This window comes from Pseudomonas sp. IC_126, assembly GCF_004331835.1.
In the GTDB taxonomy this organism is placed as follows: domain Bacteria; phylum Pseudomonadota; class Gammaproteobacteria; order Pseudomonadales; family Pseudomonadaceae; genus Stutzerimonas.
Map to the genome: position 1 here is coordinate 748282 of NZ_SJSS01000001.1, position 22999 is coordinate 771280.

Here is a 22999-nt window from a genome sequence, read left to right on the forward strand (position 1 = left end):
CGATTCCCTCAGGCGATCTGCGCGGCGGCTTCGAGCTCAGCCGGCTTGGCGGCACGCACGGTACGCCAGGTGTTGTAAGCCATCAGCAGCATGCCAGCGAGGAAGAATGCACCGCCCAGCGCCCGAACGATGAAGCCCGGATGGCTGGCTTCCAGCGCTTCGACGAAGGAATAGGTGAGGGTGCCGTCTTCGTTGATCGCACGCCACATCAAGCCCTGGGTGATGCCGTTGACCCACATCGAAGCGATGTAGAGCACGGTGCCAATAGTGGCCAGCCAGAAGTGGGCGTTGATCAGGCCGATGCTGTACATCTGCTCGCGAGCGAAGACCTTCGGAATCAGGTGATATATGGAGCCGATGGTGATCATGGCTACCCAGCCGAGGGCGCCGGCATGTACGTGGCCGATGGTCCAATCGGTGTAGTGGGAGAGTGCGTTGACAGTCTTGATGGCCATCATCGGACCTTCGAAGGTCGACATGCCGTAGAACGCCAGCGAGACCACCAGGAAGCGCAGGATCGGATCGGTGCGCAGCTTATGCCAGGCACCCGACAGGGTCATCATGCCGTTGATCATGCCGCCCCAGCTCGGCGCCAGCAGGATGATCGACATCACCATGCCCAGGCTCTGTGCCCAGTCTGGCAGTGCGGTGTAGTGCAGGTGGTGCGGACCAGCCCAGATGTACAGGGTAATCAATGCCCAGAAATGCACGATGGACAGACGATAGGAGTAGACCGGGCGGCCAGCCTGCTTCGGAACGAAGTAATACATCATGCCCAGGAAGCCGGTGGTCAGAAAGAAACCAACCGCGTTGTGACCGTACCACCACTGAACCATCGCGTCGGTCGCGCCCGCGTAGATCGAGTAGGACTTGAACCAGGACACCGGGATTTCCAGGTTGTTGACGATGTGCAGCATCGCCGTAACCAGGATAAAGGCACCGAAGAACCAATTACCCACGTAGATGTGCTTGGCCTTGCGCTTCATGAGGGTGCCGAAGAACACCGTCGCGTAGCTGATCCAGACGATGGCCAGCAGGATATCGATCGGCCATTCCAGCTCGGCGTATTCCTTGGAGCTGGTGAAACCCATCGGCAGGGTGATCACGGCCAGAACGATGACCGCTTGCCAGCCCCAGAAGGTGAAGGCGGCCAGGCCGTCGGAAAACAGACGCGTCTGCGAGGTCCGCTGGGCCACGTATAGGGAAGTTGCCATCAGGGCGCAGCCGCCGAAGGCGAAAATCACCAGATTGGTGTGCAACGGACGTAGGCGGCCAAAGCTGGCCCAGGGCAGGTCGAAGTTGAGTGAGGGCCACACCAACTGCGAGGCGATAAGGACGCCCATACCCATCCCAATGATTCCCCACACCACCGTCATGATGGCGAATTGGCGAATCACCTTATAGTTATATGCAGTCTCACTTATTGCTGTGCTCATGCAAGGCTTCCACGCTAAATGGCATTTCAGGGGGCAAAAACGGCGGCAAGTATGGAGAAAGGAGGGGGGCAATGCAATCAACGCCCAGGCCATCTCGTGCCGTTCAGACCCTGATTCCAAGCGTTTTCCATGCTCTTTGCAGGGTCGTTTTCACATCATGCCGATGTGATGAATCGAGGGCTTCGCCTTGTAGTTCTGCGGGGGTTCGGCGAGTGGGGAGGAATATAAAAGCAGCTGCACTGAAGGGCAAACGGGGAAGGGGGTGAGCGGTCTGCGACAGAGCGTCGCACTGGCACTTTTTATAATGAGGCTTGATTTGGAACAGGGCGGTATCGCAATACCGCCTGTCATGATTATTGCTTCGCCAGGCGTTCTGGCTGTTGCGAAAGACTGTAAACGTAAGCGGCCAGCAAGTGCACCTTATCGTTGCCCAGATATTGCTCCTGCGCCGGCATCTGGCCGTTGCGGCCGTGGCGGATGGTCTGCTGCAGTTGCGGCAGGCTGGAGCCATAAATCCAGCCGGCTGGGTTGGTCAGGTTCGGCGCTCCCAATGCAGCCATCCCTTCACCGTTCGAACCATGGCAGACCGAACAGGTTTGGGTGTACACCTGAGCGCCGGCGGCGACATCCGCTTCGGTGCCTTCCGGCAGCGATAGACCGGCCAGATCATTGCGTACAAAAGCCGCGACGTTCTTCACACCCTCTTCGCCGATGGCCTGTCCCCAGGCCGGCATCGCCGCAACACGGCCATGGAGGATGGACGCTTTGATGGTTTCAGCATCGCCGCCCCAGCGCCAGTCGTTGTCGGCGAGATTGGGGAAGCCGTTCGCGCCCTTGGCGTCCGAGCCGTGGCAAACCGAGCAGTAGTTGGCGAAGAGGCGGCCGCCGATCTTCAAGGCGCGTTCGTCCTGGGCGACTTGCTCGACACCCATGGCCGAGTATTTGGCGAAAATCGGACCGAACGTGGCATCGGCCTGATCGACTTCGCGCTGCCATTGCTTCTCCTGCGTCCAACCGTCTTCGTAGCCGGGGAAGACGCCTTTCCAGTTGCCCAGGCCCGGATAGATGATCAGATAGAGGATGCCGAACACCAGCGTGCCGATGAACAGCCAGAACCACCACTTGGGCAGCGGATTGTCGTACTCCTCGATGCCGTCGAAGGAATGCCCCATGGTCTTGTCGGTCGTACCGGCCGACTCGCCCTTGCGGGTGGCGAAGATCAGCCAGAACAGCGCGACGATGGTGCCCAGCGTCAGCAGGGCGATGTATCCACTCCAGAAAGTGCTCATGTGCTACTCCTGGACAGCCCGAGCCACTTTGGCTGTCCGCGATTGAAGTCCCCGGCGGCTGTCTTTGCAGCGCGCCGCTTTCGATGGTCAGCGCTTGTTAGTCAGAGCCGTGCCAAGAACCTGCAGGTAAGCCACCATGGCATCCATTTCGGTCTTGCCCTTGACCCCGTCCTTGGCGCTGGCTATGTCTTCATCGGTGTATGGCACACCCAGGGTGCGCAAGGCTTTCATCTTCTTAGCGGTATCCCGGCCATCGAGGGTGTTTTCCACCAGCCATGGATAGGACGGCATCTTCGATTCCGGCACCACGTTGCGCGGGTTATAGAGATGCGCGCGGTGCCAGTCATCGGAGTAGCGGCCGCCGACACGGGCCAGGTCCGGACCGGTACGCTTGGAGCCCCATAAGAATGGGTGGTCGTAGACACTTTCACCGGCGACCGAGTAATGGCCGTAGCGCTCGGTCTCGGCGCGGAACGGCCGGATCATCTGCGAGTGGCAACCGACGCAGCCTTCCTTGATATAGATGTCGCGGCCTTCGAGCTGCAGCGCCGTGTAGGGCTTCATGCCTTCCACCGGCTCGTTGACCACGTCCTGGAAGAACAGTGGAACGATCTGAGTCAGGCCGCCGATGCTCACCGCGAGGATCATGAACAGGGTCAGCAGACCGACGTTCTTCTCGAGTTTCTCGTGTTGTTTCATTTCGGTTCGGCTCCTCAGGCGATCTGCGCGGCGGCTTCGTATTCGGCCGGTTTGGCGGCACGCACGGTGCGCCAGGTGTTGTAGGCCATCAGCAACATGCCGGCGAAGAAGACCGCACCGCCGATCAGGCGAATGACGAAGCCCGGATGGCTGGCTTCAAGTGCTTCGACGAAGGAGTAGGTGAGCGTGCCGTCTTCGTTGATCGCACGCCACATCAGGCCTTGAGCGATGCCGTTGACCCACATCGAAGCGATGTAAAGCACGGTGCCGATGGTGGCCAGCCAGAAGTGAGCGTTGATCAGGCCAATGCTGTGCATTTGCGCCCGGCCGAATACCTTGGGAATCAGGTGGTACAGCGCGCCGATGGACACCATGGCAACCCAGCCGAGGGCGCCGGCGTGAACGTGGCCGATGGTCCAGTCGGTGTAGTGGGAGAGGGCATTGACGGTCTTGATGGCCATCATCGGACCTTCGAAGGTCGACATGCCGTAGAACGCCAGGGACACGACCAAGAAGCGCAGGATCGGGTCGCTGCGCAGCTTATGCCAGGCGCCCGAGAGGGTCATCATGCCGTTGATCATGCCGCCCCAGCTCGGTGCCAGCAGAATCAGCGACATCACCATACCGAGGCTCTGCGCCCAGTCCGGCAGCGCGGTGTAGTGCAGGTGATGCGGGCCGGCCCAGATGTAAACGGTGATCAGCGCCCAGAAGTGAACGATCGACAGGCGATAGGAATACACCGGGCGTTCGGCCTGCTTCGGAACGAAGTAGTACATGATCCCGAGGAAGCCAGCGGTCAGGAAGAAGCCCACGGCGTTGTGCCCGTACCACCACTGCACCATGGCGTCGGTCGCGCCGGCATACAGCGAATAGGACTTCATCGCTGTGACCGGGATTTCCAGGTTGTTGACCATATGCAGGATCGCCACGGTCAGGATGAACCCGCCGAAGAACCAGTTGCCGACGTAGATGTGCTTGACCTTGCGTGTCGCCAGGGTGCCGAAGAACACGATCGCGTAGGACACCCAGACGATGGTGATCAGGATGTCGATCGGCCATTCCAGCTCGGCGTATTCCTTGGAGCTGGTAAAGCCCAGCGGCAGGCTGATCGCCGCGAGCAGAATCACCAGTTGCCAACCCCAGAAGGTAAAGGCCGCCAGCTTGGGTGCGAACAGCGTGGCCTGGCAGGTGCGCTGGACGGAATAGTAGGAGGTTGCGAACAATGCGCAGCCACCAAAGGCAAAAATCACCGCGTTGGTGTGCAGAGGTCGCAAGCGCCCGAAGCTGGTCCAGGGCAGATCGAAGTTGAGTGCGGGCCAGGCAAGCTGCGCTGCGATGAGAACGCCGAGCCCCATCCCGACGATTCCCCACACCACCGTCATGATGGCGAATTGGCGGACCACCTTATAGTCATAGGCGGTACTGGTTGCTGTGTTCATGTATGGGCTTCCATCCACGGTAGTGAGCATGTTTTTCGTTGCGTGAGCAGACGTTTCTTTCACTGAAAAGCGGGGGCAAGGATGGGCAAAGGGCAAATGGCCGGTATTGACGCCGATCAATACTCGCAGGGCGATGAAATTCCATTCATCAGAGCCGATCAGCCGCAAGGCGAGGCGTGCGGCAGCTTGATTCTGGCGCACGGTGCGGGCGCGCCGATGGACAGTCCGTTCATGCAGCAGATGACCGAACGGCTTCTGGCACGCGGGGTTGCGGTCTTTCGTTTCGAGTTCGCCTACATGGCCGAGCGCCGCGCGAACGGGCGCAAACGGCCGCCCAACCCACAGGCGCAGTTGCTGCAAGAGTGGCGTGCGGTGTATCGCTCGGTGCGACAGCAAACCGCAGGTCGGTTGGCGATTGGGGGCAAGTCGATGGGGGGAAGAATGGCCAGTCTGCTGGCCGATGAATTGGACGCTGATTCGCTGGTGTGTCTGGGCTATCCGTTCTACGCCACCGGCAAACCGGACAAGCCACGCGTGGCGCATCTTGCCGAATTGCGCACGTCAACGCTGATCATCCAAGGCGAGCGCGATGCCTTGGGCGACCGGGATACGGTTAGCGGTTACGCGCTATCACCAGCGATTCGTCTCCACTGGCTCGTGGCCGCGGATCATGATCTCAAGCCGCTGAAACGATCAGGGCTGACTCATGAACAGCATCTGGACAGTGCTGCAGACGAAGTTGCAGCGTTTCTGTGTAATCCGTAAGCAGATAGCAAAACGCCCGTGGCAGCACGGGCGTCATGCGATACGAGCCTCGCTCAGCGGTTGAAACGCTCCACCAGGGTGTATTGCGAGCGGGCTGTGTTGGCCAGATCTTCGGAAAGCAGCGCCGAACTCTGTGCATCGCCTGTCGTCTGCACCGCAAGGCGGGCAATATTGCTGACGTTGTGGCTGATTTCGTCTGCCACCGCGCTCTGCTGTTCGGTTGCCGAGGCAATCTGCGACGTCATGTCGATGATGCTTTCCATCGCCGTGCTGATGCCGGCGAGTGCCTTGTCCGCGTCGACCACCTGATCCACGCCACGGCTCGCCTGCACGCGTCCCTGCTCGGTGGTCTCGACGGCATGCCGTGCCTGCACCTGCAGTTTTTCAATCAGCTGATGGATCTGGCCGGTGGCGGCAGCGGTGCGTTGGGCCAATTGACGGACCTCGTCGGCGACCACCGCGAAACCGCGGCCACTTTCCCCGGCGCGCGCCGCTTCGATGGCCGCGTTGAGTGCCAGCAGGTTGGTCTGGTCGGCGATGCTCTTGATCACATCGACCACGGTGCCGATTTCTTCACTGTTATGCGCCAGTGCCGAAACCGCATCGCCGGTTTCCGTCACGGCATGGGCCAGCAGTTCGATGGCCTTGCGGGTCTGAGCACCGATTTCACGGCCCTGGGCCGTCAGCTGGCTGGCCTGCTCCGTAGCCCCGGCGGCTAGAGCGACGTTGCTGGCGACTTCCTGGGTCGTTGCGGCCATCTGGTTGATGGCTGTGGCGACCTGCTCGGTTTCGTGGTGCTGACGAGCCAGACCGTCCGAACAACTGTGCGCCAGTTCATCGGCCCGCTTGGCCTGTTGCTGCAGTTGCACGGCGCTGTCCTGCAGGCGAGTCAGGCAGGTTTTCAGCCGCGCATGCTCGCTGAGCATCGCCATCTCCAGCCGGGCTTCGACGCCCTGACTGTCGGTGTACATCCGGGCAATCATCGGATCGCTCATCGATTGCTCGGCCAGGCGCACCAGGCGATTGACGCCACGCATCTGCCAATGGCGTCCGGCCAGGCCCAGCGGTACAGATAGCAGCGCCGCCAGCGCGAAGCCCCACGCGTGGTTGAGCCAGAAACCGACCATGAAACCGATCTGGCTAGTCAGGATGAAAGGGAGCCAGTTGACGACCAGCGGCAGCCACTTGTCCCGGCGTGGCACGCCGCTTTTGCCAGCGTTGAGCCGCGCATAGAGCGCTTCGGCTCGCTGTATCTGTTCGCGGGTGGGTTTGGTACGGACCGATTCATAACCGATCACATTACGCTGCATGTCCAGCACCGGCGTCACGTAGGCGTTGACCCAGTAATGGTCGCCGTCCTTGCGTCGATTCTTGACGATGCCCATCCAAGGCTTGCCTGCCTTGAGCGTCGTCCACATATGTGCGAATACCGCGGAAGGCACGTCCGGATGACGGATCAAGTTGTGCGGGGATCCGATCAACTCGCCACGATCGAAGCCGCTGACTTCGGCAAAGATATCGTTGCAGTAGCTGATTTTGCCTTTCAGGTCGGTAGTGGATATCAGCCGTTGCTGGTCGGGGAATGCATATTCGCGCTGGGTGATGGGCTGGTTGTTTCGCATATGGAATACGCCTGGCAAATTCAAAATGGCTTGCGTGATTTCTGATTGTTCTAGGGTCGGTTGACCGTGCTGTTTGTCTTAACGGCACGCAAAGCGATTAGTTGAGAAGCGATGGATAAGTGGTCACCGCAAAGTAAAACGCCCGCCGCAGGTCACTGCGAACGGGCGTTCCGGCGGCCGCGCGGCGAGCGCTCAGGCTTCGATCAACTGCCTTAACACGTAATGCAGAATGCCGCCGGCCTTGAAGTACTGGACTTCATTGAGCGTGTCGATGCGGCAGAGCACCTGGAAGTTATCTCGGGAACCGTCTGCGCGCTCGACATCCACCGTCAGCAACTGGCGCGGTTTGATGTCGACACCAAGGCCGCGAATCGAGAGCTTCTCGTTGCCGGTCAGGCCCAGCGACTGCCGGTTCTGCTCGCCAACGAACTGCAGCGCCAGCACGCCCATGCCGATCAGGTTCGAGCGGTGGATGCGCTCGAAGCTTTCGGCTATCACTGCCTTGACGCCGAGCAGGTTGGTGCCCTTGGCTGCCCAGTCCCGGCTGGAGCCGGTGCCGTATTCCTTGCCTGCGACCACCACCAGCGGCACGCCTTCAGTCTGATAGCGCATCGCCGCATCGTAGATCGACATCCGCTCGCCACTCGGCTGATGCAGGGTATTGCCGCCTTCTTCGCCGCCAAGCATTTCGTTCTTGATACGAATGTTGGCAAAGGTGCCGCGCATCATCACTTCGTGATTACCACGGCGCGAGCCGTAAGAGTTGAAATCTTCCGGCTGCACGCCGAGTTGTTGCAGGTACACGCCGGCCGGTGAACTGGCTTTGATGTTACCGGCTGGCGAGATGTGGTCGGTGGTGATCGAGTCGCCAAACAGCGCCAGGATGCGAGCGTTTTCGACATCCTTCGGTGGTGCCGGCGGTTGGCCGATGTCTTCAAAGAATGGCGGGTTTTGCACATAGCTGGAGTTGTTGTTCCACTCGTAGGTGTCGCCCGCCGTTACCGCGATTGACTGCCAGTGTTCGTCGCCGCTGAAGACGTCCGAATAGCGGGTGCGGAACATCTGCCCGTCGATCCTGCTGACCGCTTCGTTCACCTCGGTGCTGCTCGGCCAGATGTCCTTGAGATAGACAGGCTGGTTCTGCTCGTCGTAGCCCAGCGGATCCTTGTCCATGTTGATTCGCGTCGTGCCGGCAAGCGCGAAAGCCACGACCAGCGGCGGCGAAGCCAGCCAGTTGGCCTTGACCAGCGGATGCACGCGGCCCTCGAAGTTGCGGTTGCCGGAAAGCACCGAGGAAACGATCAGGTCGTTGTCGGTGATCGTCTGGCCAATGGCTTCCGGCAGTGGTCCAGAGTTACCGATGCATGTGGTGCAGCCATAACCGACGAGGTTGAAGCCGAGCTGATCCAGGTAGGTTGTTAGGCCGGCGCGTTCGAGATAATCGGTGACCACCTTGGAGCCGGGCGCAAGGGATGATTTAACCCAGGGCGCGCGCTTCAGGCCGCGTTCGAGTGCCTTCTTCGCCACCAGGCCGGCGGCCATTAGCACGTTCGGGTTGGAGGTGTTGGTGCAGGAGGTAATCGCCGCGATCACGACTGCGCCATGCTTGAGACCGAAGTCCTCGCCAGCTACGGGCACCGAGCTGTTGGCTTGCTGGGTTTTACCACTGGTTTCCAGCAGAAGATCGAAGTTGGCGCCGATATCCCCTAGCGAAACCCGGTCTTGCGGACGCTTGGGGCCGGCGAGGGAAGGCCGGACCTGGCTTAGGTCGAGCTCGAGGGTGGCGGTGAATACCGGGTCCGGAGAATTGCTGTCCCGCCACATGCCCTGAGCCTTGCTGTAGGCCTCGACCAGCGCGATGCGGTCCTCGTCGCGTCCGGTCAGGCGCAGGTAATCGATCGTGACCTGATCGACCGGGAAGAAGCCGCAGGTGGCGCCATACTCCGGCGCCATGTTGCCGATGGTGGCGCGGTCGGCGAGGGGAAGATTGTCGAGACCGGGACCGAAGAACTCGACGAACTTGCCCACCACGCCGTGCTTGCGCAGCATCTGCGTGACGGTAAGGACCAGGTCGGTGGCGGTCACGCCTTCGTTGAGCTTGCCGGTCAGGCGCATGCCGACCACTTCCGGAATCAGCATCGACACGGGCTGGCCGAGCATGGCCGCCTCCGCCTCGATTCCGCCAACGCCCCAGCCCAGCACGCCGAGGCCGTTGATCATGGTGGTATGCGAATCGGTGCCGACAAGCGTGTCCGGATAGGCGGTGGTTTCGCCATCTTCTTCCTTGGTCCACACCACCTGGCCCAGGTATTCGAGGTTGACCTGGTGGCAAATGCCGGTGCCCGGCGGTACCACGCGGAAATTATCGAAGGCCTGCTGGCCCCAGCGCAGGAACTCATAGCGTTCGCCGTTGCGCTGCATTTCGATTTCGACGTTCTGCTCGAACGCCTGATTGCTGCCAAAACGGTCCACCATCACCGAATGGTCAATCACCAGATCCACCGGCGAAAGCGGGTTGATGCGCTGAGGGTCGCCGCCCGCTCGGGATACGGCATCGCGCATGGCAGTCAGGTCGACGACGGCCGGTACGCCAGTGAAATCCTGCATCAGCACTCGCGCGGGACGGTACTGGATCTCACGCTCGGAGGTGTGGGTCTTCAGCCATACTGCCAGCGAGGTGAAGTCATCGGCACGCACCGTGACGTCATCCTCCCAGCGCAACAGGTTCTCCAGCAACACCTTGAGCGAGGTCGGTAGACGACTGATGTCGCCCAGCTGTTTGGCGGCTTCGGGCAGGCTGTAGTAGTGATAGGTCTTGCCGTTGACCTCCAGGCTGCGGCGGCAGTTCAAGCTGTCCAGGGATCGCATTCGTCTCTCCTTTTTGCCCGCACGGTCGGGCTTACTGGATGGGAAGCGTTATGTTGACGCTAGCTTCTGGCGGCATGTTTCGCCACGGAGCTGGCCGCAGACCTGTGTCTGCGGCAGTTGAATCTTGCTTGGCATTGCATCTGCCTGAAGGGCCGTAGATCGGGCTTTATCGATCCCAGCTATCTGTTCTGGACCGGAGCACAGAGCCTGGGGTTCCCCTCTCGGCTATCATGTGCGGCTTTGGTCGCAGAGCGCTCGCGCGCCGATGTGCCTTCGCGCTGACTACAGGACGTACCATGAAAACACTGCTGCTGCATTGCCGACCGGGCTTTGAGAACGAAGTCTGTGCAGAAATCAGTGATCAAGCCACACGCCTCGATGTGACGGGCTACGCCAGGGCGAAACCGGACAGCGCCTGCGCTGAATTCATTTGTAGCGAGGAAAATGGTGCGGAGCGGCTAATGCGCGGCGCACGCTTCGCGCGGCTGATCTTCCCCCGACAATGGGCCCGAGGCGATTATCTGGCGCTGCCGGAAACTGATCGGATCAGCGTGCTGCTCGACCGTCTCAAATCCTATCCGGTCTGTGGAAGCCTCTGGCTGGAAGTGCTGGACACCAATGACGGTAAGGAGCTGTCGACTTTCTGCCGCAAGTTCGAGGCGCCGTTGCGCAAGGCGCTGACGAAAGCGGGTCGATTGAGCGTGGGCGGTGACGGCCCGCGTTTGCTACTGACATTCAAAAGTGGTCGCGAAGTTTTCCTTGGTATCGCTGAGGCAGATAACAGCGCGATGTGGCCGATGGGTATCCCGCGTCTGAAATTCCCGCGGCAGGCGCCGAGCCGGTCGACGTTGAAGCTGGAAGAGGCCTGGCATCACTTCATTCCCCGTGATCAGTGGGACGAGCGGCTGGCAGCGGGCATGACTGCCGTGGATCTGGGCGCTTCGCCGGGTGGTTGGACCTGGCAGCTGGTCAACCGTGACATCGAGGTGATGGCCGTGGATAACGGCCCGATGAACGAAGCGTTGCTCGAGTCGGGGCTGGTTGGCCATTACCGGGCCGATGGCTTCGCCTTTCGCCCCAAGCGTGCGGTGGATTGGATGGTCTGCGATATCGTCGAGAAACCCGCAAAAAATGCCGCTTTGCTGGAGACCTGGATTGGCGAAGGCCTGTGTCGCGAAGCGGTGGTTAACCTCAAGCTGCCGATGAAACAACGCTATGCCGAGGTGAAACGTTTGCTGGAACGCATTGCCGATGGGCTTGCCGAACGAGGGGTGAAAGCGAGCATCGGCTGCAAGCAGCTTTACCATGACCGCGAAGAAGTGACTTGCCATCTGCGTCGGCTGTGACGCTTGGCCGAGTGACCGCGCGATCTGTCTGGGCGACAATGCCGACCTGTTTTTAGGGAGTTTGTGATGTCTCAATCTGTTGAACTGTCCGCCGACGCGGTGCTCGATGCCAGCGGCCTCAACTGCCCCGAGCCGGTGATGATGCTGCACAACAAGGTGCGCGGCTTGGGTGGGGGCGAGTTGCTCAAGGTCATCGCGACCGATCCGTCTACCCAGCGCGATATACCGAAATTCTGCGTGTTTCTCGGTCATGAGCTGGTCGGTCAACAGGCTGAAGAGGGAACCTACCTGTACTGGATTCGCAAGAAGCTCGATTGAGCTCCTGAGTTCTCACACGCATGGCGGCAGAAACGCCAGCTGCAGACCGACAAACACCGTCGACAACGCCGCGATGAAATGAATCCCCGATGCGACCTTGGTGACGAATACTTGGCGTTCGTCGAGATCATGTGGTGGCCGTGAGAGTCTACAGGACCGCCACCCCAGCCAAAGCAACAGAGCAACCACTACCAAGGTGAATATGCCGAAACTCGCGTTCAGCCAATTGAAGATTCCCAGATTGGGATCAGGCGGTGCGATCGAACAGACCACCGCATGCGAGCCGTACATCGTGGCGAACCAGATGCTCCAGATGATCAGGCCGAAGGGGATCTGCATCGGATGAAACACTGACGTGCGGCGGTAACTCATCAGGCACCTCCCCAGGCCGACGGGAATAGAACGATCGCCGCGTAAGCGCTCCAGATCACGCCAACGTTGTAGTACCAGAGCTGCTCGACGACCACTGGCTCGTATGGCGCCATCTCACCCACATAACCGTGATGCACCCGCAGCATCTGCAGCAACGTACAGATGGTTGCCAGGCCGCAATGGATCAGGCTGTAGGCGAGGATCACGAAGATCACCGCGTCGTGGGCGGTCTCGGTTACCTGCAAGTTGGCGCTCAGCAACACCCATAACAAGGTGCCGAATTGCGCCACACCGATGGCTGTTACCACACCCAGATTGCCCATCAGGCCGCGGATATCGCCACGGCGCAGCCGCGCCGGTATGACGCGCATCCACAGCGTACCGAGGGTCAGCAGAACGGCGCTGGCGAGCATCAGCCAACCGTTCAGTTGCGACTGCTCCGGCACCTGCCATTGCGGCGAGACGGTCCACAGATAGAACCAGCCGAACAGCAGCGACAGATACAGCGTGCCGTTGGCCAGTAAGGTGACGCCCATGCCCCAGAGCCCTGGGCCGTCGAAGGTGCGCGAATGCAGCGGAGGCTCGCCGGGCTGGGTGCGTGCATCCGGTGCGGCGGATGGATGCGCGCCGTTTTCCCAGGACCAGCGGAACAGCACGATCAAGGTTGCGACCGTCGCGAACAGTGCACCCCAGTAGACCTTGTTCAGCAGGCTCAGGCAGAGCGCGGCGAGAAATACCGAGGCCACGAACGGCCACCAGCTATTACCCGGCAGATGAATGACCTCACGTACCTTGCCGCTCAGCGGGTCCGAGCCCCAGGTCTCCCGTCGTCCATGATCGATGGTCGTCAGCGCATGTTCGGCGCGGGCGATGCTGTGGGGCAGATCCGGATCCTTCCACAGCGGATGACGATCAGTGATGTCCGGCAGGCTGACGAAGTTGTACGGGCTCGGTGGCAGGCTGGTCGCCCATTCCAGCGTGTCGGCATTCCAGGGGTTGGTCTTGGCGGGCTGACCGAAGCGGAAGTGCAACACGATGTCGAGCAGTATGGTGCCGATGCCGATGGCCATGATGAAGCTGCCGATCGATGAGATCAGATTGGGTATGTCCCAGCCCAGACCGGTGTCGTAGGTATAGACCCGGCGCGGCATGCCTATCAGGCCGGTCCAGTGCATGATCAGGAAGGTGGTATTGAACCCGATGAATACCAGCCAGAACCCCCAGCGTCCCAGGCGTATGGAAGGCATGCGGCCGGAGAAATGCGGCAGCCAATAATAGAGCCCAGCCATCAACGGAAAGAACATGCCGCCGACAAGCACGTAATGCATGTGCGCGACGACGAAATGGGTGTCGTGTACCTGCCAGTCGAAGGGCACCAGCGCCACCATCACGCCGGTCAGGCCGCCGCAGACGAAGACGATCAGAAACCCGACCAGCCAAAGCATCGGGACGTGATACACCGGCTTGCCCAGCCACAGGGTCGCGATCCAGGCGAAAATCTGCACCCCGGTGGGGATGGCCACCAGCATGCTCGCTGCCGAGAAGAAGCCCAGTGCGAGCGCCGGGATGCCCACCGTAAACATGTGATGGACCCAGAGCCCGAAGCTGAGAAAACCCGTGGTCAGGACGCCCAGCACGACCCACCGATATCCCACCAGCGGACGCTGGCAGAACACTGGCAACAACGTCGAGACGATGCCAGCGCCGGGCAGAAAGATGATGTAAACCTCGGGGTGGCCGAACAGCCAGAACAGGTGCTGCCAGAGTACCGGGTCACCGCCCTTAGCCGTGTCGAAGAAAGGCAGGCCGGCGGCGCGCTCCAGCTCCAGGAGAATGCTGCCCAGGATCAGCGGTGGGAAACCGATGACGATCATCATCGCCATCACCAGGATGTACCAGGCGTAAATCGGCATCTTGTGCAGCGCCATGCCGTTGGTGCGGGTGCGCAGGATCGACACCACCAACTCGACGCCCGCGCTCACCGCCGAAATTTCGACAAAAGTAATGCCCAGCAACCAGAAGTCCGAATTCACGCCCGGCATGTGCGAGGCGCTGGACAGCGGCGTGTACATGAACCAGCCAGCCTTGGGCGCTACGCCGAGAAATACGCTGGACAGCAGAATGATGCCGCCGAACAAATAACAGAAATACCCGAGGGCCGAGAGTCGGGGAAAGACCAGATCCCGCGCGCCGAGCATCTTGGGTATCAGATAGACCGCCAGCCCTTCCATCATCGGCACGGCGAACAGGAACATCATCACCGAGCCGTGCATGGTGAAGACCTGGTTGTAGACGTCCGGCTCCATCAACACGTAGCCGGGCATGGCGAGTTGCGTGCGGATCAGCATCGCCATCAGCCCGCCGATCAAGAAGAACACGCCCCCAGTGACCATGAAGCGCAGGCCGATGCTGGTGTGGTTGACGATGGTCAGCGCACGCCAGCCGCGCGGGTTGCCCCAGACGTCATTGAATTGATCGTGAAGCTGATCCGGATCGGTAGAAGGGGCGCTGCCCCTGAACGAAGAAATCATGGAGCGAGCGTCTCCAGCCAATCGGCAATCTGATCGAGGGTTTCTGGCGGAACGTCATCATGGGCAGGCATGCCGTTTCCGAATTTGAGCGACTTGTGTTCGCGCAACCAACGGCGCAGTCCTTCGTGGTCGTTTTCGATCACCCCGGCGCCCAGCGACGGGCGGCTGGCGAGGTCGGTCAGGTCCGGTGCTCGATTGCCGTCGGTTATTCCCTCGACGCGATGACATTGGCCGCAGCGTTCGTCGAAGACCTGACCGGCCGCACCGGGTGCGCGCTGCGTGAAGCTAAGGTTTTCCCTCGCGGCGATCCAGGCGTCGAAGTCGGCGGTGGTCTGGGCTTCGACATGGAGTTTCATGTGGGTGTGCTGAAGGCCGCAGAACTCCGAGCACTGCCCATGAAAGATCCCGGCATGCCCGGCTTCGATGCGAATGACGTTGGTTCGGCCGGGCAGCATGTCCATCTTTCCGCCAAGACGAGGCACCCAGAACGAGTGGATGACGTCCGCACTGGTGACATGCACGTCTATCAGGCGGCCGGCTGGGATGATCAACTGATTGGCCGTGGTAACGCCGCTGTCGGGGTAGTGCACTTCCCACCACCATTGATGGCCGGTGACCTCCACCTTCAGCGGCTGCTCGCCGTCCACGGGAAGCGGAATCATGCCGCGGCCAGTGGGGATGCCGAATATCAGCAGCACGATGATGCTCACGCTTGGCAGCACGACGCCGCCACCGATGATCCACCAGCGATTGATTCGCATCGCCTGTTCCTGGCTGGTCTGGCGTGGCTTGCGTACCAGCGCGTAGATCCAGATCGCGCTGACCACCACCAGCACCAAGGTGGCGAAGGCGAACATGCCCCACCAGACATTCGCCACCTGCCTTGCCATCGGGCTGGCCGGGTGGAGCGCGGACAGTGGGCCACCGCACGCGGCCAATAAAGGAACTGCCAGCGCCAGCGTGGTCCATTTCAAGAGGCTGCCGGCTCGTTCGGCGCGTTCCCCTTTATGCCGCTGGAGTGCCGGATGGCCAATGACCAAAGTTCTATTCACAGTCGCGCCGCGATCGCCGGACACCCCCTGCATCCGATGCTGATCCATTTCCCGGTGGCGGCGCTGATCGGCCTGTTGCCGGTCGATCTCGCCCATATCTGGACGCTCGATGACTTCTGGTGGCGGGCCGGGCTCTGGCTCGCCGGTGTGGGTGCGTTGGGCGGCTGGGTCGCGAGCATTTTCGGCCTGATCGACCTGCTCACGGTGCGCGAGATTCGTCAGAAGATCACCGCCTGGTGCCATGCGATCCTGGCGGTGATGATGCTTTCGCTGGCTTCGCTCAATTGGTTGCTGCGCTTCCAGAACGAGGGGGACAACATTCATCTGTGGGCGCTGTACCTGTCCGCGATCACGGCCGCATTGATCTCGCTGGCCGCCTATCTGGGGGGGCGACTGGTCTATGAGCATGCCGTTGGGGTCGATCTGGACAAGGTCTGACCTGGGCTGCTGTGGGTGAGGCTTGAATCGTTCGGTCATGGGCGCTATTCGGTTCGATCCGGCGGTTGGGTCATGGGCTAAAACGGCTTGGCCAGTACCAGCCAGAGCGTCGCGGTAGTGAAAGCCGCGATGGCCACGCCAAGAACGCGGCAACGGGTGGTCACGCTCTGTTCCGGGGTGCGTTCGATATGCAGCACAAGTACGCCGCAAAGGGCATGACACAAGACCATGCCTGCGACGGTGCTGAGTTTGACAATCAACCAGCCAGCCATGATGCCGTCGCGCAGAAACAGGGCCGTCCCCGAACCGATGGCGATAAGCGCAGCCGGCGTACCGACAAGGTTGAACACCATGCGCGTGAGATGAGCATGGTCCCGGTAAAAAAGCGCATCAGTACGCTTGGTGCCGGCGGCAATGAGCGCAGGCAGGTACAGGAGAGTGCCGCACCAGCACAGCAGGCTTGCGAAGTGCAGCAGTTTGAGCAAGGGCATTCGCGTCTCCATCCGGGCCCGCGGCAGGTCAGAGGTTGTGACAACCCTCGACCGAGGCGGTTCGAATGGCGCGCAGTGGCGCTTGATTCGAGGAAATCAGGGCGTGAACGTCTTTGTGCGTGCGGCTCAGCTTTCGGGGTCGGGTTCAGGACGCTTGAAGAGCTGAGTACCGCACCGGCTGCAGAACGCTGCGTTGGCTTCGTGGCTGAGCTTTTCGCATGTGGGGCAACGATGCTGCAAGCTGTCAGCACGCATGGCAGTAGCCAGCTCGGCAGTGAAAATGCCGGTAGGGACGGCGATGATTGAATAACCCGTGATCATCACCAGGCTCGCCACCGCCTTGCCTAGTGGAGTTTGCGGCACGATGTCACCAAAACCGACGGTTGTGATCGTGACGATCGCCCAGTAAATACTCATCGGAATGCTGGTGAAGCCCCTCGATGGCCCTTCGATCACATACATCAAGGTGCCGAACACCAGCACCATGGTGGTGACGCTGAGCAGAAAGACAACAATCTTCTGTTTGCTGCCGCGAAGGGCAACCATTAAGAAGTTGGCCTGGCTCAGATACTGAGTCAGCTTGAGTACGCGGAACACCCTCAACATCCGGATCGCACGCACTACCAGCAGGTACTGCGCATCCGGTAACAGCAAGGCGATGAACGCTGGGAGTACCGACAGTAGGTCGATGGCTCCATAGAAACTGAAAATGTACTTGCGCGGCTCGGGGTGGGTATAAATCCGCACGAGATATTCGATAGCGAAAACGGCGGTAAAAAACCATTCGAGACCGACCAGGAACGTGCCGTATTCCAACCGGTAGATCGCGATGCTGTCGAGCATCACAACCACGAGGCTGGCGAAAATGAATACCAGTAGCCAGGTGTCGAATCGTTTACCTGCCGGCGTATTGGTAAAGAAGATGATGACGTAGAGGCGCTCCCGCCAGCCCATCGAACGGAGGGCGTCGTTGTCCATGTGCGTAAGCTCCCGGCAAAACGGAGAAGGCGAATATCCTAACGTTCGAACCGCACTGGCAAAACATCGTTGCGGACGGCGGTCAGAAAAAGCTGGACGGTTTTTCGTTTTTTTGAATGCACGGTCAGAGGAGGGGCTTCGTGGAATTACGCCGCTCCAAGCTCCGATAGACCATTTGGCTCCGTACCTTTGCCACGCGTCACGTTCCGGCATAGTCTTAGCCCGCGCATCAAGTGTTTGGAGAGCGACATGCCAGATTCCCAGTTGGTCGATCCATTCGGCCGACGCATCACCTACCTGAGGCTGTCGGTCACCGACCGCTGCGACTTTCGCTGCACCTATTGCATGAGCGAAGACATGGTCTTCGCTCCGCGTGCGCAGATTCTCACGCTGGAAGAGCTTTATGCCGTAGCTGATGCGTTCATCAGTCTTGGCGTCAAACGTATCCGCGTGACCGGTGGCGAGCCGCTGGTGCGCAAGGGCTTGCCGAGCCTGCTGAGTCGTCTGGGCGCGCGTGAAGAACTGGACGATCTGGCCATCACCACCAACGGCTCGCAACTGCCAGTACTCGCGACAGTACTGCGCGACGCGGGCGTCAAACGTCTTAATGTCAGTCTCGACTCGCTCAAGCGCGAGCGATTCGCCGAGCTGACCCGCCGTGACATGCTTCACCAAGTCATCGAAGGCATCGATGCCGCGCGTAGCGCAGGTTTCCGCCGGATCAAGCTCAACAGCGTGATCCAGAAGGGCAGGAACGACGACGAGGTGCTGGACTTGGTGAATTTCGCCGTGGAGCGCGGGCTGGACATCAGCTTCATCGAGGAAATGCCGCTCGGCAACATCTCCAGCCATGAGCGTGAAATTACCTTTTGTTCCAGCGAAGAGGTGCGTGAACGCATCGAGGTCGGCCACCAGCTGATACGCAGTAGCCACACCACCGGCGGCCCGTCACGCTATTGGCAGGTCGCTGGCAGCGAAACCCAGGTCGGCTTCATCTCGCCGCACAGCAACAACTTCTGTGGTAGTTGCAACCGGGTGCGTGTCACGGCTGAAGGCAAGCTGGTGCTGTGCCTCGGCCACGAAGGCGCACTGGACCTCAAGACCCTGATGCGCAGCCATCCGGGCGACAGTGAGCGACTGCGTCAAGCGTTGGTTGACGCGCTGCAGCTCAAGCCGGAAAGACATGAATTCCGTACCGACGAGCAAGTGCAAGTGGTGCGCTTCATGAGCATGACCGGCGGTTGAAGCGAGCCGCAAGCGATGGTCTGGTGAAGTAATGCCGTAGGGTGGGCTTCAGCCCACCAGGCGCAGTCCCAAGTCACACCGAAACAGAGCCAGCATTCCGCAAGTTGACGGCTACGCTACGATTCATGTCGTTTGTTGCTGCCTACGAAGTGCTCGCGGCATCGTTGGTGGGCTGAAGCCCACCCTACATTAAGATCGCATGGGTCAGCCCAGTAGTGTGGGCCGAGCGGCGCTCCGCTTCAGCCCGCCAGGCAAGAAACTCCAAGTCACGCCGAAACGGAGCTAGCGTCTGGGCGCGTGGCGGGGGACTCGCCATTGCTTGAAGCACTACGCATCTATCGCCGCGATGGCTACAAAGCGGCGTGATAAACTCCGCCGTTTTCTCGCCAGCACCCACTCGATGCCAGGAATCCCGATGTTCAAGGCGACTCTCTTGTTCGTCCTCACGCTGACTGCCACGGATAGGCCCGCATGCGTCTGAAAAGCATCAAGCTGGCCGGCTTCAAATCCTTCGTTGATCCCACCACCGTGAGCTTCCCCAGCAACATGGCGGCCGTGGTCGGGCCGAACGGCTGCGGCAAATCCAACATCATCGACGCCGTGCGCTGGGTGATGGGCGAAAGTTCGGCGAAAAATCTGCGTGGCGAGTCGATGACCGATGTCATCTTCAACGGCTCCAATACGCGCAAACCGGTGACCCAGGCCAGCATCGAGCTGATCTTCGACAACTCCGACAGCACCTTAACTGGCGAATACGCAGCCTTCGCCGAAATTTCCATCCGCCGCCGCGTGACCCGCGACGCACAGAACACCTACTTCCTCAATGGCGTGAAATGCCGCCGTCGCGACATTACTGACATCTTTCTGGGTACCGGCCTGGGGCCTCGCAGTTATTCGATCATCGAGCAGGGCATGATCTCCAAGCTGATCGAGGCCAAGCCTGAGGATTTGCGTAACTTCATCGAAGAGGCGGCGGGCATCTCCAAGTACAAGGAGCGGCGCCGTGAAACCGAGAACCGCATTCGCCGCACCCATGAAAACCTGGCGCGCCTGACCGATCTGCGCGAAGAGCTCGAGCGCCAGCTGGAACGCTTGCACCGCCAGGCGCAGTCCGCCGAGAAATATCAGGAGTACAAGGCCGAAGAGCGTCAGCTCAAGGCGCAATTGTCGGCGTTGCGTTGGCAGGTGTTGAACGAACAGGTCGGCCAGCGCGAGCAAGTGATCGGCGATCAGGAGGTCGGTTTCGAGGCGCTGGTCGCCGAACAGCGCAACGCCGACGCCGGTATCGAGCGGCTGCGTGACGGTCATCACGAGCTGTCCGAGCGATTCAATCTGGTCCAAGGGCGCTTCTACTCGGTCGGAGGCGATATCGCACGGGTCGAGCAGAGCATCCAGCATGGCCAGCAGCGTTTGCGGCAGCTGCAGGACGATCTTCGCGAGGCCGAGCAAGCACGATTGGAGACCGAATCGCATCTGGGTCACGACCGCACCTTGCTCGCCACCCTCGGCGAAGAGCTGGCAATGCTCGAGCCCGAGCAAGACATCGCCGGCGCGGCAGCCGAGGAAACCGCGGCGCAACTCGAAGAGGCCGAAACTGCCATGCAGGCATGGCAGGAGCAATGGGAGCGCTTCAACCAGCAAAGTGCCGAGCCACGCCGTGCGGCCGAGGTGCAGCAGTCGCGTATCCAGCAGCTCGAACAATCACTGGAGCGTCTGAGCGAGCGCCAGCGTCGCTTGGAAGACGAGCGCGCCTCGCTCGCGGGCGACCCTGAGGATGCCGCGGTAGCGGAGCTGAGCGAACAGCTGTCCGTCGGTGAGTTGAGCTTGGAAGAGCTAATTGCCGCGCAAGAGCAGACCGATCAGCAGCTCGAACGCATACGCGAGCAGCTGCAGCAGGTCGGCCAGGCCGAGCAGCAGGCGCAGGGTGAACTGCAGCGGCTCAGCGGCCGCATCGCTTCGCTGGAAGCACTGCAGCAGGCAGCGATGGACCCAGGCAAAGGCGTTTCCGAATGGTTACGTGAGCAAAGTCTCGATGAGCGTCCGCGCCTCGCCGAAGGGCTGCGCGTCGAGCCGGGCTGGGAGCTGGCGGTCGAAACCGTGCTGGGTGCGGATTTACAGGCGGTCTTACTGGACCAATTCGACGGCCTCGATATGAGCGGCTTCGAGCAGGGCGATCTACGGCTTGTCAGCCCGGCGCAGGGCGGCGGGGGCATGACCAACAGCTTGCTGGATAAGGTCGAGTCAGCTGCCGATTTGTCGCCGTGGCTGGGGCGGGTGCGTCCGGTGGACGATCTTGATCAGGCGCTGGCTGCACGTGGTTCGCTTGTCGAGGGCGAAAGCCTGATCAGCCGTGACGGCTACTGGGTTGGTCGACATTTTTTGCGCGTGCGACGCGCCGGAGAGGCCGAGTCCGGACTGCTGGCGCGCGGTCAGGAACTGGAGCAGTTGCAGGCTGAGCGCGATGAGCGCGAACAAAGTCTGGAATCGCAGGGCGAGCGGCTCGGCCAGCTTCGCGAAACACAACGTGAATCGGAAGATCGGCGCGAACAGCAGCGTCGTCAGCATCAAGAGCTGTCCCGTCAGCAGGCCGAGTTGAATGCACGATTATCCGCCAGCCAGGCCAGGCTGGAGCAGCTCAGCTTGCGCCGTGTTCGACTAGATGAAGAGCTTTCCGAACTGTCCGAACAGCGTGAGCTTGAAACCGAACAGCTCGGCGAGGCTCGTTTGCATCTGCAGGATGCGCTCGACGCGATGGCAGCGGATACCGAACAACGCGAAACATTGCTGGCGAGCCGCGATGGCATCCGCGAGTCTCTCGATCGGGTTCGCCAGGAGGCCCGCCAGCATAAGGATCACGCGCACCAGCTGGCTGTGCGAGTCGGCTCGCTGAAAGCACAGCATGATTCGACTCGCCAGGCATTGGAGCGCCTGGAACAACAATTCGAACGAGCAATGGAGCGTCGCGAGCAGCTCAGTCTGAATCTGGAAGAGGGTGAAGCCCCGCTCGATGAATTGCGAATGAAGCTCGAGGAGCTGCTTGAGCGACGCATGGGTGTCGAGGAGGAGCTCAAGCTGGCGCGCCTGGCACTCGAAGACGCCGACCGAGAATTGCGCGATGTTGAAAAGCGCCGTACTCAGGCTGAACAGCAGGCGCAACTATTACGCGGCCAGCTCGAACAGCAGCGCATGGAGTGGCAAGCGCTCAGCGTTCGGCGCAAGGCGTTGCAGGATCAGCTGTACGAAGATGGCTTCGATCTGCATGGCGTGCTGGCGACGCTGCCTGCTGGCGCAGCGGAGGCGGAGTGGGAGGCTGAACTCGAGCGCCTTGCTGCGCGTATTCAGCGCCTCGGTCCGATCAACCTCGCGGCGATCGACGAATACCATCAGCAATCGGAACGAAAGCGCTATCTCGATGCGCAGAACGACGACCTCACCGAGGCGCTGGATACACTGGAGAATGTCATCCGCAAGATTGACAAGGAAACCCGCAATCGCTTCAAGGATACCTTCGACCAGATCAATGGCGGGCTGCAGGCGCTTTTTCCCAAGGTTTTCGGTGGCGGCAGCGCTTATCTGGAACTTACCGGGGAAGATTTACTCGATACCGGGGTGGCGATCATGGCGCGTCCGCCGGGCAAGAAGAACAGCACCATCCACCTGTTGTCAGGCGGCGAAAAAGCACTGACCGCTCTGGCGCTCGTGTTTGCGATCTTCCAGCTCAACCCGGCACCGTTCTGCATGCTCGATGAAGTGGATGCACCCTTGGACGACGCTAACGTCGGGCGCTATGCGCGGCTGGTCAAGGAAATGTCCGAAAAGGTGCAGTTCATCTACATCACGCACAACAAGATCGCGATGGAGATGGCCGATCAGCTGATGGGCGTGACTATGCATGAACCGGGTTGCTCAAGGCTGGTGGCCGTCGATGTGGAGCAGGCGGTAGCACTTGTGGAGGCTTGAGACCCGCTAGTTCGAGGTGTTTTTGAGGGAAACGGAGACTAACAAAAGAGCCGCGTCGGGCGGTGCACATTACCGTTCGTCGTGCTAGTTTAGAGCGCAATTTTTGCGATGCGCAGATGAGCCTGTTCAGCGGCTGTGAATCTGCGTCTT

The 22999-nt window shown here is 60.6% G+C and carries 17 protein-coding genes and 1 pseudogene; 6 read left to right on the forward strand and 12 right to left on the reverse strand.

Annotation, left to right across the window (positions count from 1 at the left end; all coding sequences use genetic code 11):
- Positions 1 to 8: 8 nt before the first annotated feature.
- From ccoN (E0D86_RS03500) to ccoN (E0D86_RS03515), 4 genes are all read right to left on the reverse strand, one after another.
- Positions 9 to 1436 (reverse strand): cytochrome-c oxidase, cbb3-type subunit I, encoded by a 1428-nt coding sequence (gene ccoN / locus E0D86_RS03500; protein ID WP_131648565.1) that lies wholly within the window; start codon positions 1434 to 1436, stop codon positions 9 to 11.
- Between the two features lie 353 nt (positions 1437 to 1789).
- Positions 1790 to 2725 (reverse strand): cytochrome-c oxidase, cbb3-type subunit III, encoded by a 936-nt coding sequence (ccoP, locus tag E0D86_RS03505; RefSeq protein ID WP_131648566.1) that lies wholly within the window; start codon positions 2723 to 2725, stop codon positions 1790 to 1792.
- A gap of 87 nt (positions 2726 to 2812) precedes the next feature.
- Entirely contained in the window at positions 2813 to 3424 is a 612-nt protein-coding gene (gene ccoO, locus E0D86_RS03510; protein WP_131648567.1) for a cytochrome-c oxidase, cbb3-type subunit II, read from the reverse strand.
- A gap of 14 nt (positions 3425 to 3438) precedes the next feature.
- The gene (gene ccoN / locus E0D86_RS03515; RefSeq protein ID WP_131648568.1) at positions 3439 to 4863 is read right to left on the reverse strand and encodes a cytochrome-c oxidase, cbb3-type subunit I; all 1425 of its coding nucleotides are present in this window, start codon (positions 4861 to 4863) and stop codon (positions 3439 to 3441) included.
- A gap of 81 nt (positions 4864 to 4944) precedes the next feature.
- On the opposite strand from ccoN (E0D86_RS03515), the gene E0D86_RS03520 reads away from it, so the two are divergent.
- Positions 4945 to 5628, forward strand: coding sequence for an alpha/beta family hydrolase (locus E0D86_RS03520; RefSeq protein WP_131648569.1), 684 nt, complete (start codon positions 4945 to 4947; stop codon positions 5626 to 5628).
- A 53-nt stretch (positions 5629 to 5681) separates the two neighbouring features.
- Here the strand turns inward: E0D86_RS03520 and E0D86_RS03525 are convergent, their stop codons facing one another.
- The 3 genes and pseudogenes from E0D86_RS03525 to acnA all read right to left on the reverse strand — a co-directional run bounded on the left by E0D86_RS03525 (position 5682) and on the right by acnA (position 10118).
- Positions 5682 to 6938: a methyl-accepting chemotaxis protein gene (locus E0D86_RS03525; RefSeq protein ID WP_371924041.1), complete on the reverse strand. Its 1257-nt coding sequence runs from the start codon at positions 6936 to 6938 to the stop codon at positions 5682 to 5684.
- A pseudogene (locus E0D86_RS21825) lies at positions 6921 to 7250 on the reverse strand (PAS domain-containing protein); the annotation flags it as partial. The pseudogene E0D86_RS21825 and the gene E0D86_RS03525, both read right to left, overlap by 18 nt.
- Positions 7251 to 7442: 192 nt before the next feature.
- Entirely contained in the window at positions 7443 to 10118 is a 2676-nt protein-coding gene (acnA, locus tag E0D86_RS03530; RefSeq protein ID WP_131648571.1) for an aconitate hydratase AcnA, read from the reverse strand.
- Positions 10119 to 10414: 296 nt separating this feature from the next.
- Between acnA and rlmM the strand changes: the two genes are divergently transcribed.
- On the forward strand, positions 10415 to 11464 hold the full coding sequence (gene rlmM, locus E0D86_RS03535; RefSeq protein WP_131648572.1) for a 23S rRNA (cytidine(2498)-2'-O)-methyltransferase RlmM: 1050 nt from the start codon (positions 10415 to 10417) through the stop codon (positions 11462 to 11464).
- 66 nt (positions 11465 to 11530) lie between these two features.
- On the forward strand, positions 11531 to 11782 hold the full coding sequence (gene tusA / locus E0D86_RS03540) for a sulfurtransferase TusA (protein WP_131648573.1): 252 nt from the start codon (positions 11531 to 11533) through the stop codon (positions 11780 to 11782).
- 12 nt (positions 11783 to 11794) lie between these two features.
- On the opposite strand, the gene E0D86_RS03545 is transcribed toward tusA, so the two are convergent.
- Genes E0D86_RS03545 through coxB form a run of 3 tightly spaced genes read right to left on the reverse strand, consistent with a single transcriptional unit; the run spans position 11795 to position 15575 of the window.
- The gene (locus E0D86_RS03545) at positions 11795 to 12154 is read right to left on the reverse strand and encodes a hypothetical protein (RefSeq protein ID WP_131648574.1); all 360 of its coding nucleotides are present in this window, start codon (positions 12152 to 12154) and stop codon (positions 11795 to 11797) included.
- Positions 12154 to 14685 carry a cytochrome c oxidase subunit I gene (ctaD, locus tag E0D86_RS03550; protein WP_131648575.1) on the reverse strand — a complete coding sequence of 844 codons (2532 nt, stop codon included), beginning with the start codon at positions 14683 to 14685 and terminating at the stop codon, positions 12154 to 12156. Before ctaD ends, E0D86_RS03545 begins: the two co-directional genes overlap by 1 nt.
- A complete protein-coding gene (gene coxB, locus E0D86_RS03555) occupies positions 14682 to 15575 on the reverse strand; it encodes a cytochrome c oxidase subunit II (RefSeq protein ID WP_131648969.1) in 894 nt (297 codons plus the stop codon). The genes ctaD and coxB overlap by 4 nt, the downstream gene beginning before the upstream one ends.
- Positions 15576 to 15710: 135 nt before the next feature.
- On the opposite strand from coxB, the gene E0D86_RS03560 reads away from it, so the two are divergent.
- Positions 15711 to 16175 carry a DUF2231 domain-containing protein gene (locus E0D86_RS03560; RefSeq protein WP_131648576.1) on the forward strand — a complete coding sequence of 155 codons (465 nt, stop codon included), beginning with the start codon at positions 15711 to 15713 and terminating at the stop codon, positions 16173 to 16175.
- A gap of 77 nt (positions 16176 to 16252) precedes the next feature.
- Here the strand turns inward: E0D86_RS03560 and E0D86_RS03565 are convergent, their stop codons facing one another.
- Positions 16253 to 16666 carry a CopD family protein gene (locus tag E0D86_RS03565; protein ID WP_131648577.1) on the reverse strand — a complete coding sequence of 138 codons (414 nt, stop codon included), beginning with the start codon at positions 16664 to 16666 and terminating at the stop codon, positions 16253 to 16255.
- Between the two features lie 126 nt (positions 16667 to 16792).
- Positions 16793 to 17644: an ion transporter gene (locus E0D86_RS03570; RefSeq protein ID WP_131648578.1), complete on the reverse strand. Its 852-nt coding sequence runs from the start codon at positions 17642 to 17644 to the stop codon at positions 16793 to 16795.
- Between the two features lie 249 nt (positions 17645 to 17893).
- Here E0D86_RS03570 and moaA point away from each other — a divergent pair, with 249 nt between their 5' ends.
- The gene (moaA, locus tag E0D86_RS03575) at positions 17894 to 18889 is read left to right on the forward strand and encodes a GTP 3',8-cyclase MoaA (protein ID WP_131648579.1); all 996 of its coding nucleotides are present in this window, start codon (positions 17894 to 17896) and stop codon (positions 18887 to 18889) included.
- A 471-nt stretch (positions 18890 to 19360) separates the two neighbouring features.
- Entirely contained in the window at positions 19361 to 22849 is a 3489-nt protein-coding gene (smc, locus tag E0D86_RS03580; RefSeq protein ID WP_131648580.1) for a chromosome segregation protein SMC, read from the forward strand.
- The last annotated feature ends 150 nt before the right edge of the window (positions 22850 to 22999 follow it).

What these genes read in the sequence shown, in the direction of transcription:
- ccoN (WP_131648565.1), bottom strand. Translation starts at nt 1,436, where the DNA reads ATGAGCACAGCAATAAGTGAGACTGCATATAACTATAAGGTGATTCGC.
- ccoP (WP_131648566.1), bottom strand. Translation starts at nt 2,725, where the DNA reads ATGAGCACTTTCTGGAGTGGATACATCGCCCTGCTGACGCTGGGCACC.
- ccoO (WP_131648567.1), bottom strand. Translation starts at nt 3,424, where the DNA reads ATGAAACAACACGAGAAACTCGAGAAGAACGTCGGTCTGCTGACCCTG.
- ccoN (WP_131648568.1), bottom strand. Translation starts at nt 4,863, where the DNA reads ATGAACACAGCAACCAGTACCGCCTATGACTATAAGGTGGTCCGCCAA.
- E0D86_RS03520 (WP_131648569.1), top strand. Translation starts at nt 4,945, where the DNA reads ATGGGCAAAGGGCAAATGGCCGGTATTGACGCCGATCAATACTCGCAG.
- E0D86_RS03525 (WP_371924041.1), bottom strand. Translation starts at nt 6,938, where the DNA reads ATGCAGCGTAATGTGATCGGTTATGAATCGGTCCGTACCAAACCCACC.
- acnA (WP_131648571.1), bottom strand. Translation starts at nt 10,118, where the DNA reads ATGCGATCCCTGGACAGCTTGAACTGCCGCCGCAGCCTGGAGGTCAAC.
- rlmM (WP_131648572.1), top strand. Translation starts at nt 10,415, where the DNA reads ATGAAAACACTGCTGCTGCATTGCCGACCGGGCTTTGAGAACGAAGTC.
- tusA (WP_131648573.1), top strand. Translation starts at nt 11,531, where the DNA reads ATGTCTCAATCTGTTGAACTGTCCGCCGACGCGGTGCTCGATGCCAGC.
- E0D86_RS03545 (WP_131648574.1), bottom strand. Translation starts at nt 12,154, where the DNA reads ATGAGTTACCGCCGCACGTCAGTGTTTCATCCGATGCAGATCCCCTTC.
- ctaD (WP_131648575.1), bottom strand. Translation starts at nt 14,685, where the DNA reads ATGATTTCTTCGTTCAGGGGCAGCGCCCCTTCTACCGATCCGGATCAG.
- coxB (WP_131648969.1), bottom strand. Translation starts at nt 15,575, where the DNA reads ATGGCAAGGCAGGTGGCGAATGTCTGGTGGGGCATGTTCGCCTTCGCC.
- E0D86_RS03560 (WP_131648576.1), top strand. Translation starts at nt 15,711, where the DNA reads ATGGCCAATGACCAAAGTTCTATTCACAGTCGCGCCGCGATCGCCGGA.
- E0D86_RS03565 (WP_131648577.1), bottom strand. Translation starts at nt 16,666, where the DNA reads ATGCCCTTGCTCAAACTGCTGCACTTCGCAAGCCTGCTGTGCTGGTGC.
- E0D86_RS03570 (WP_131648578.1), bottom strand. Translation starts at nt 17,644, where the DNA reads ATGGACAACGACGCCCTCCGTTCGATGGGCTGGCGGGAGCGCCTCTAC.
- moaA (WP_131648579.1), top strand. Translation starts at nt 17,894, where the DNA reads ATGCCAGATTCCCAGTTGGTCGATCCATTCGGCCGACGCATCACCTAC.
- smc (WP_131648580.1), top strand. Translation starts at nt 19,361, where the DNA reads ATGCGTCTGAAAAGCATCAAGCTGGCCGGCTTCAAATCCTTCGTTGAT.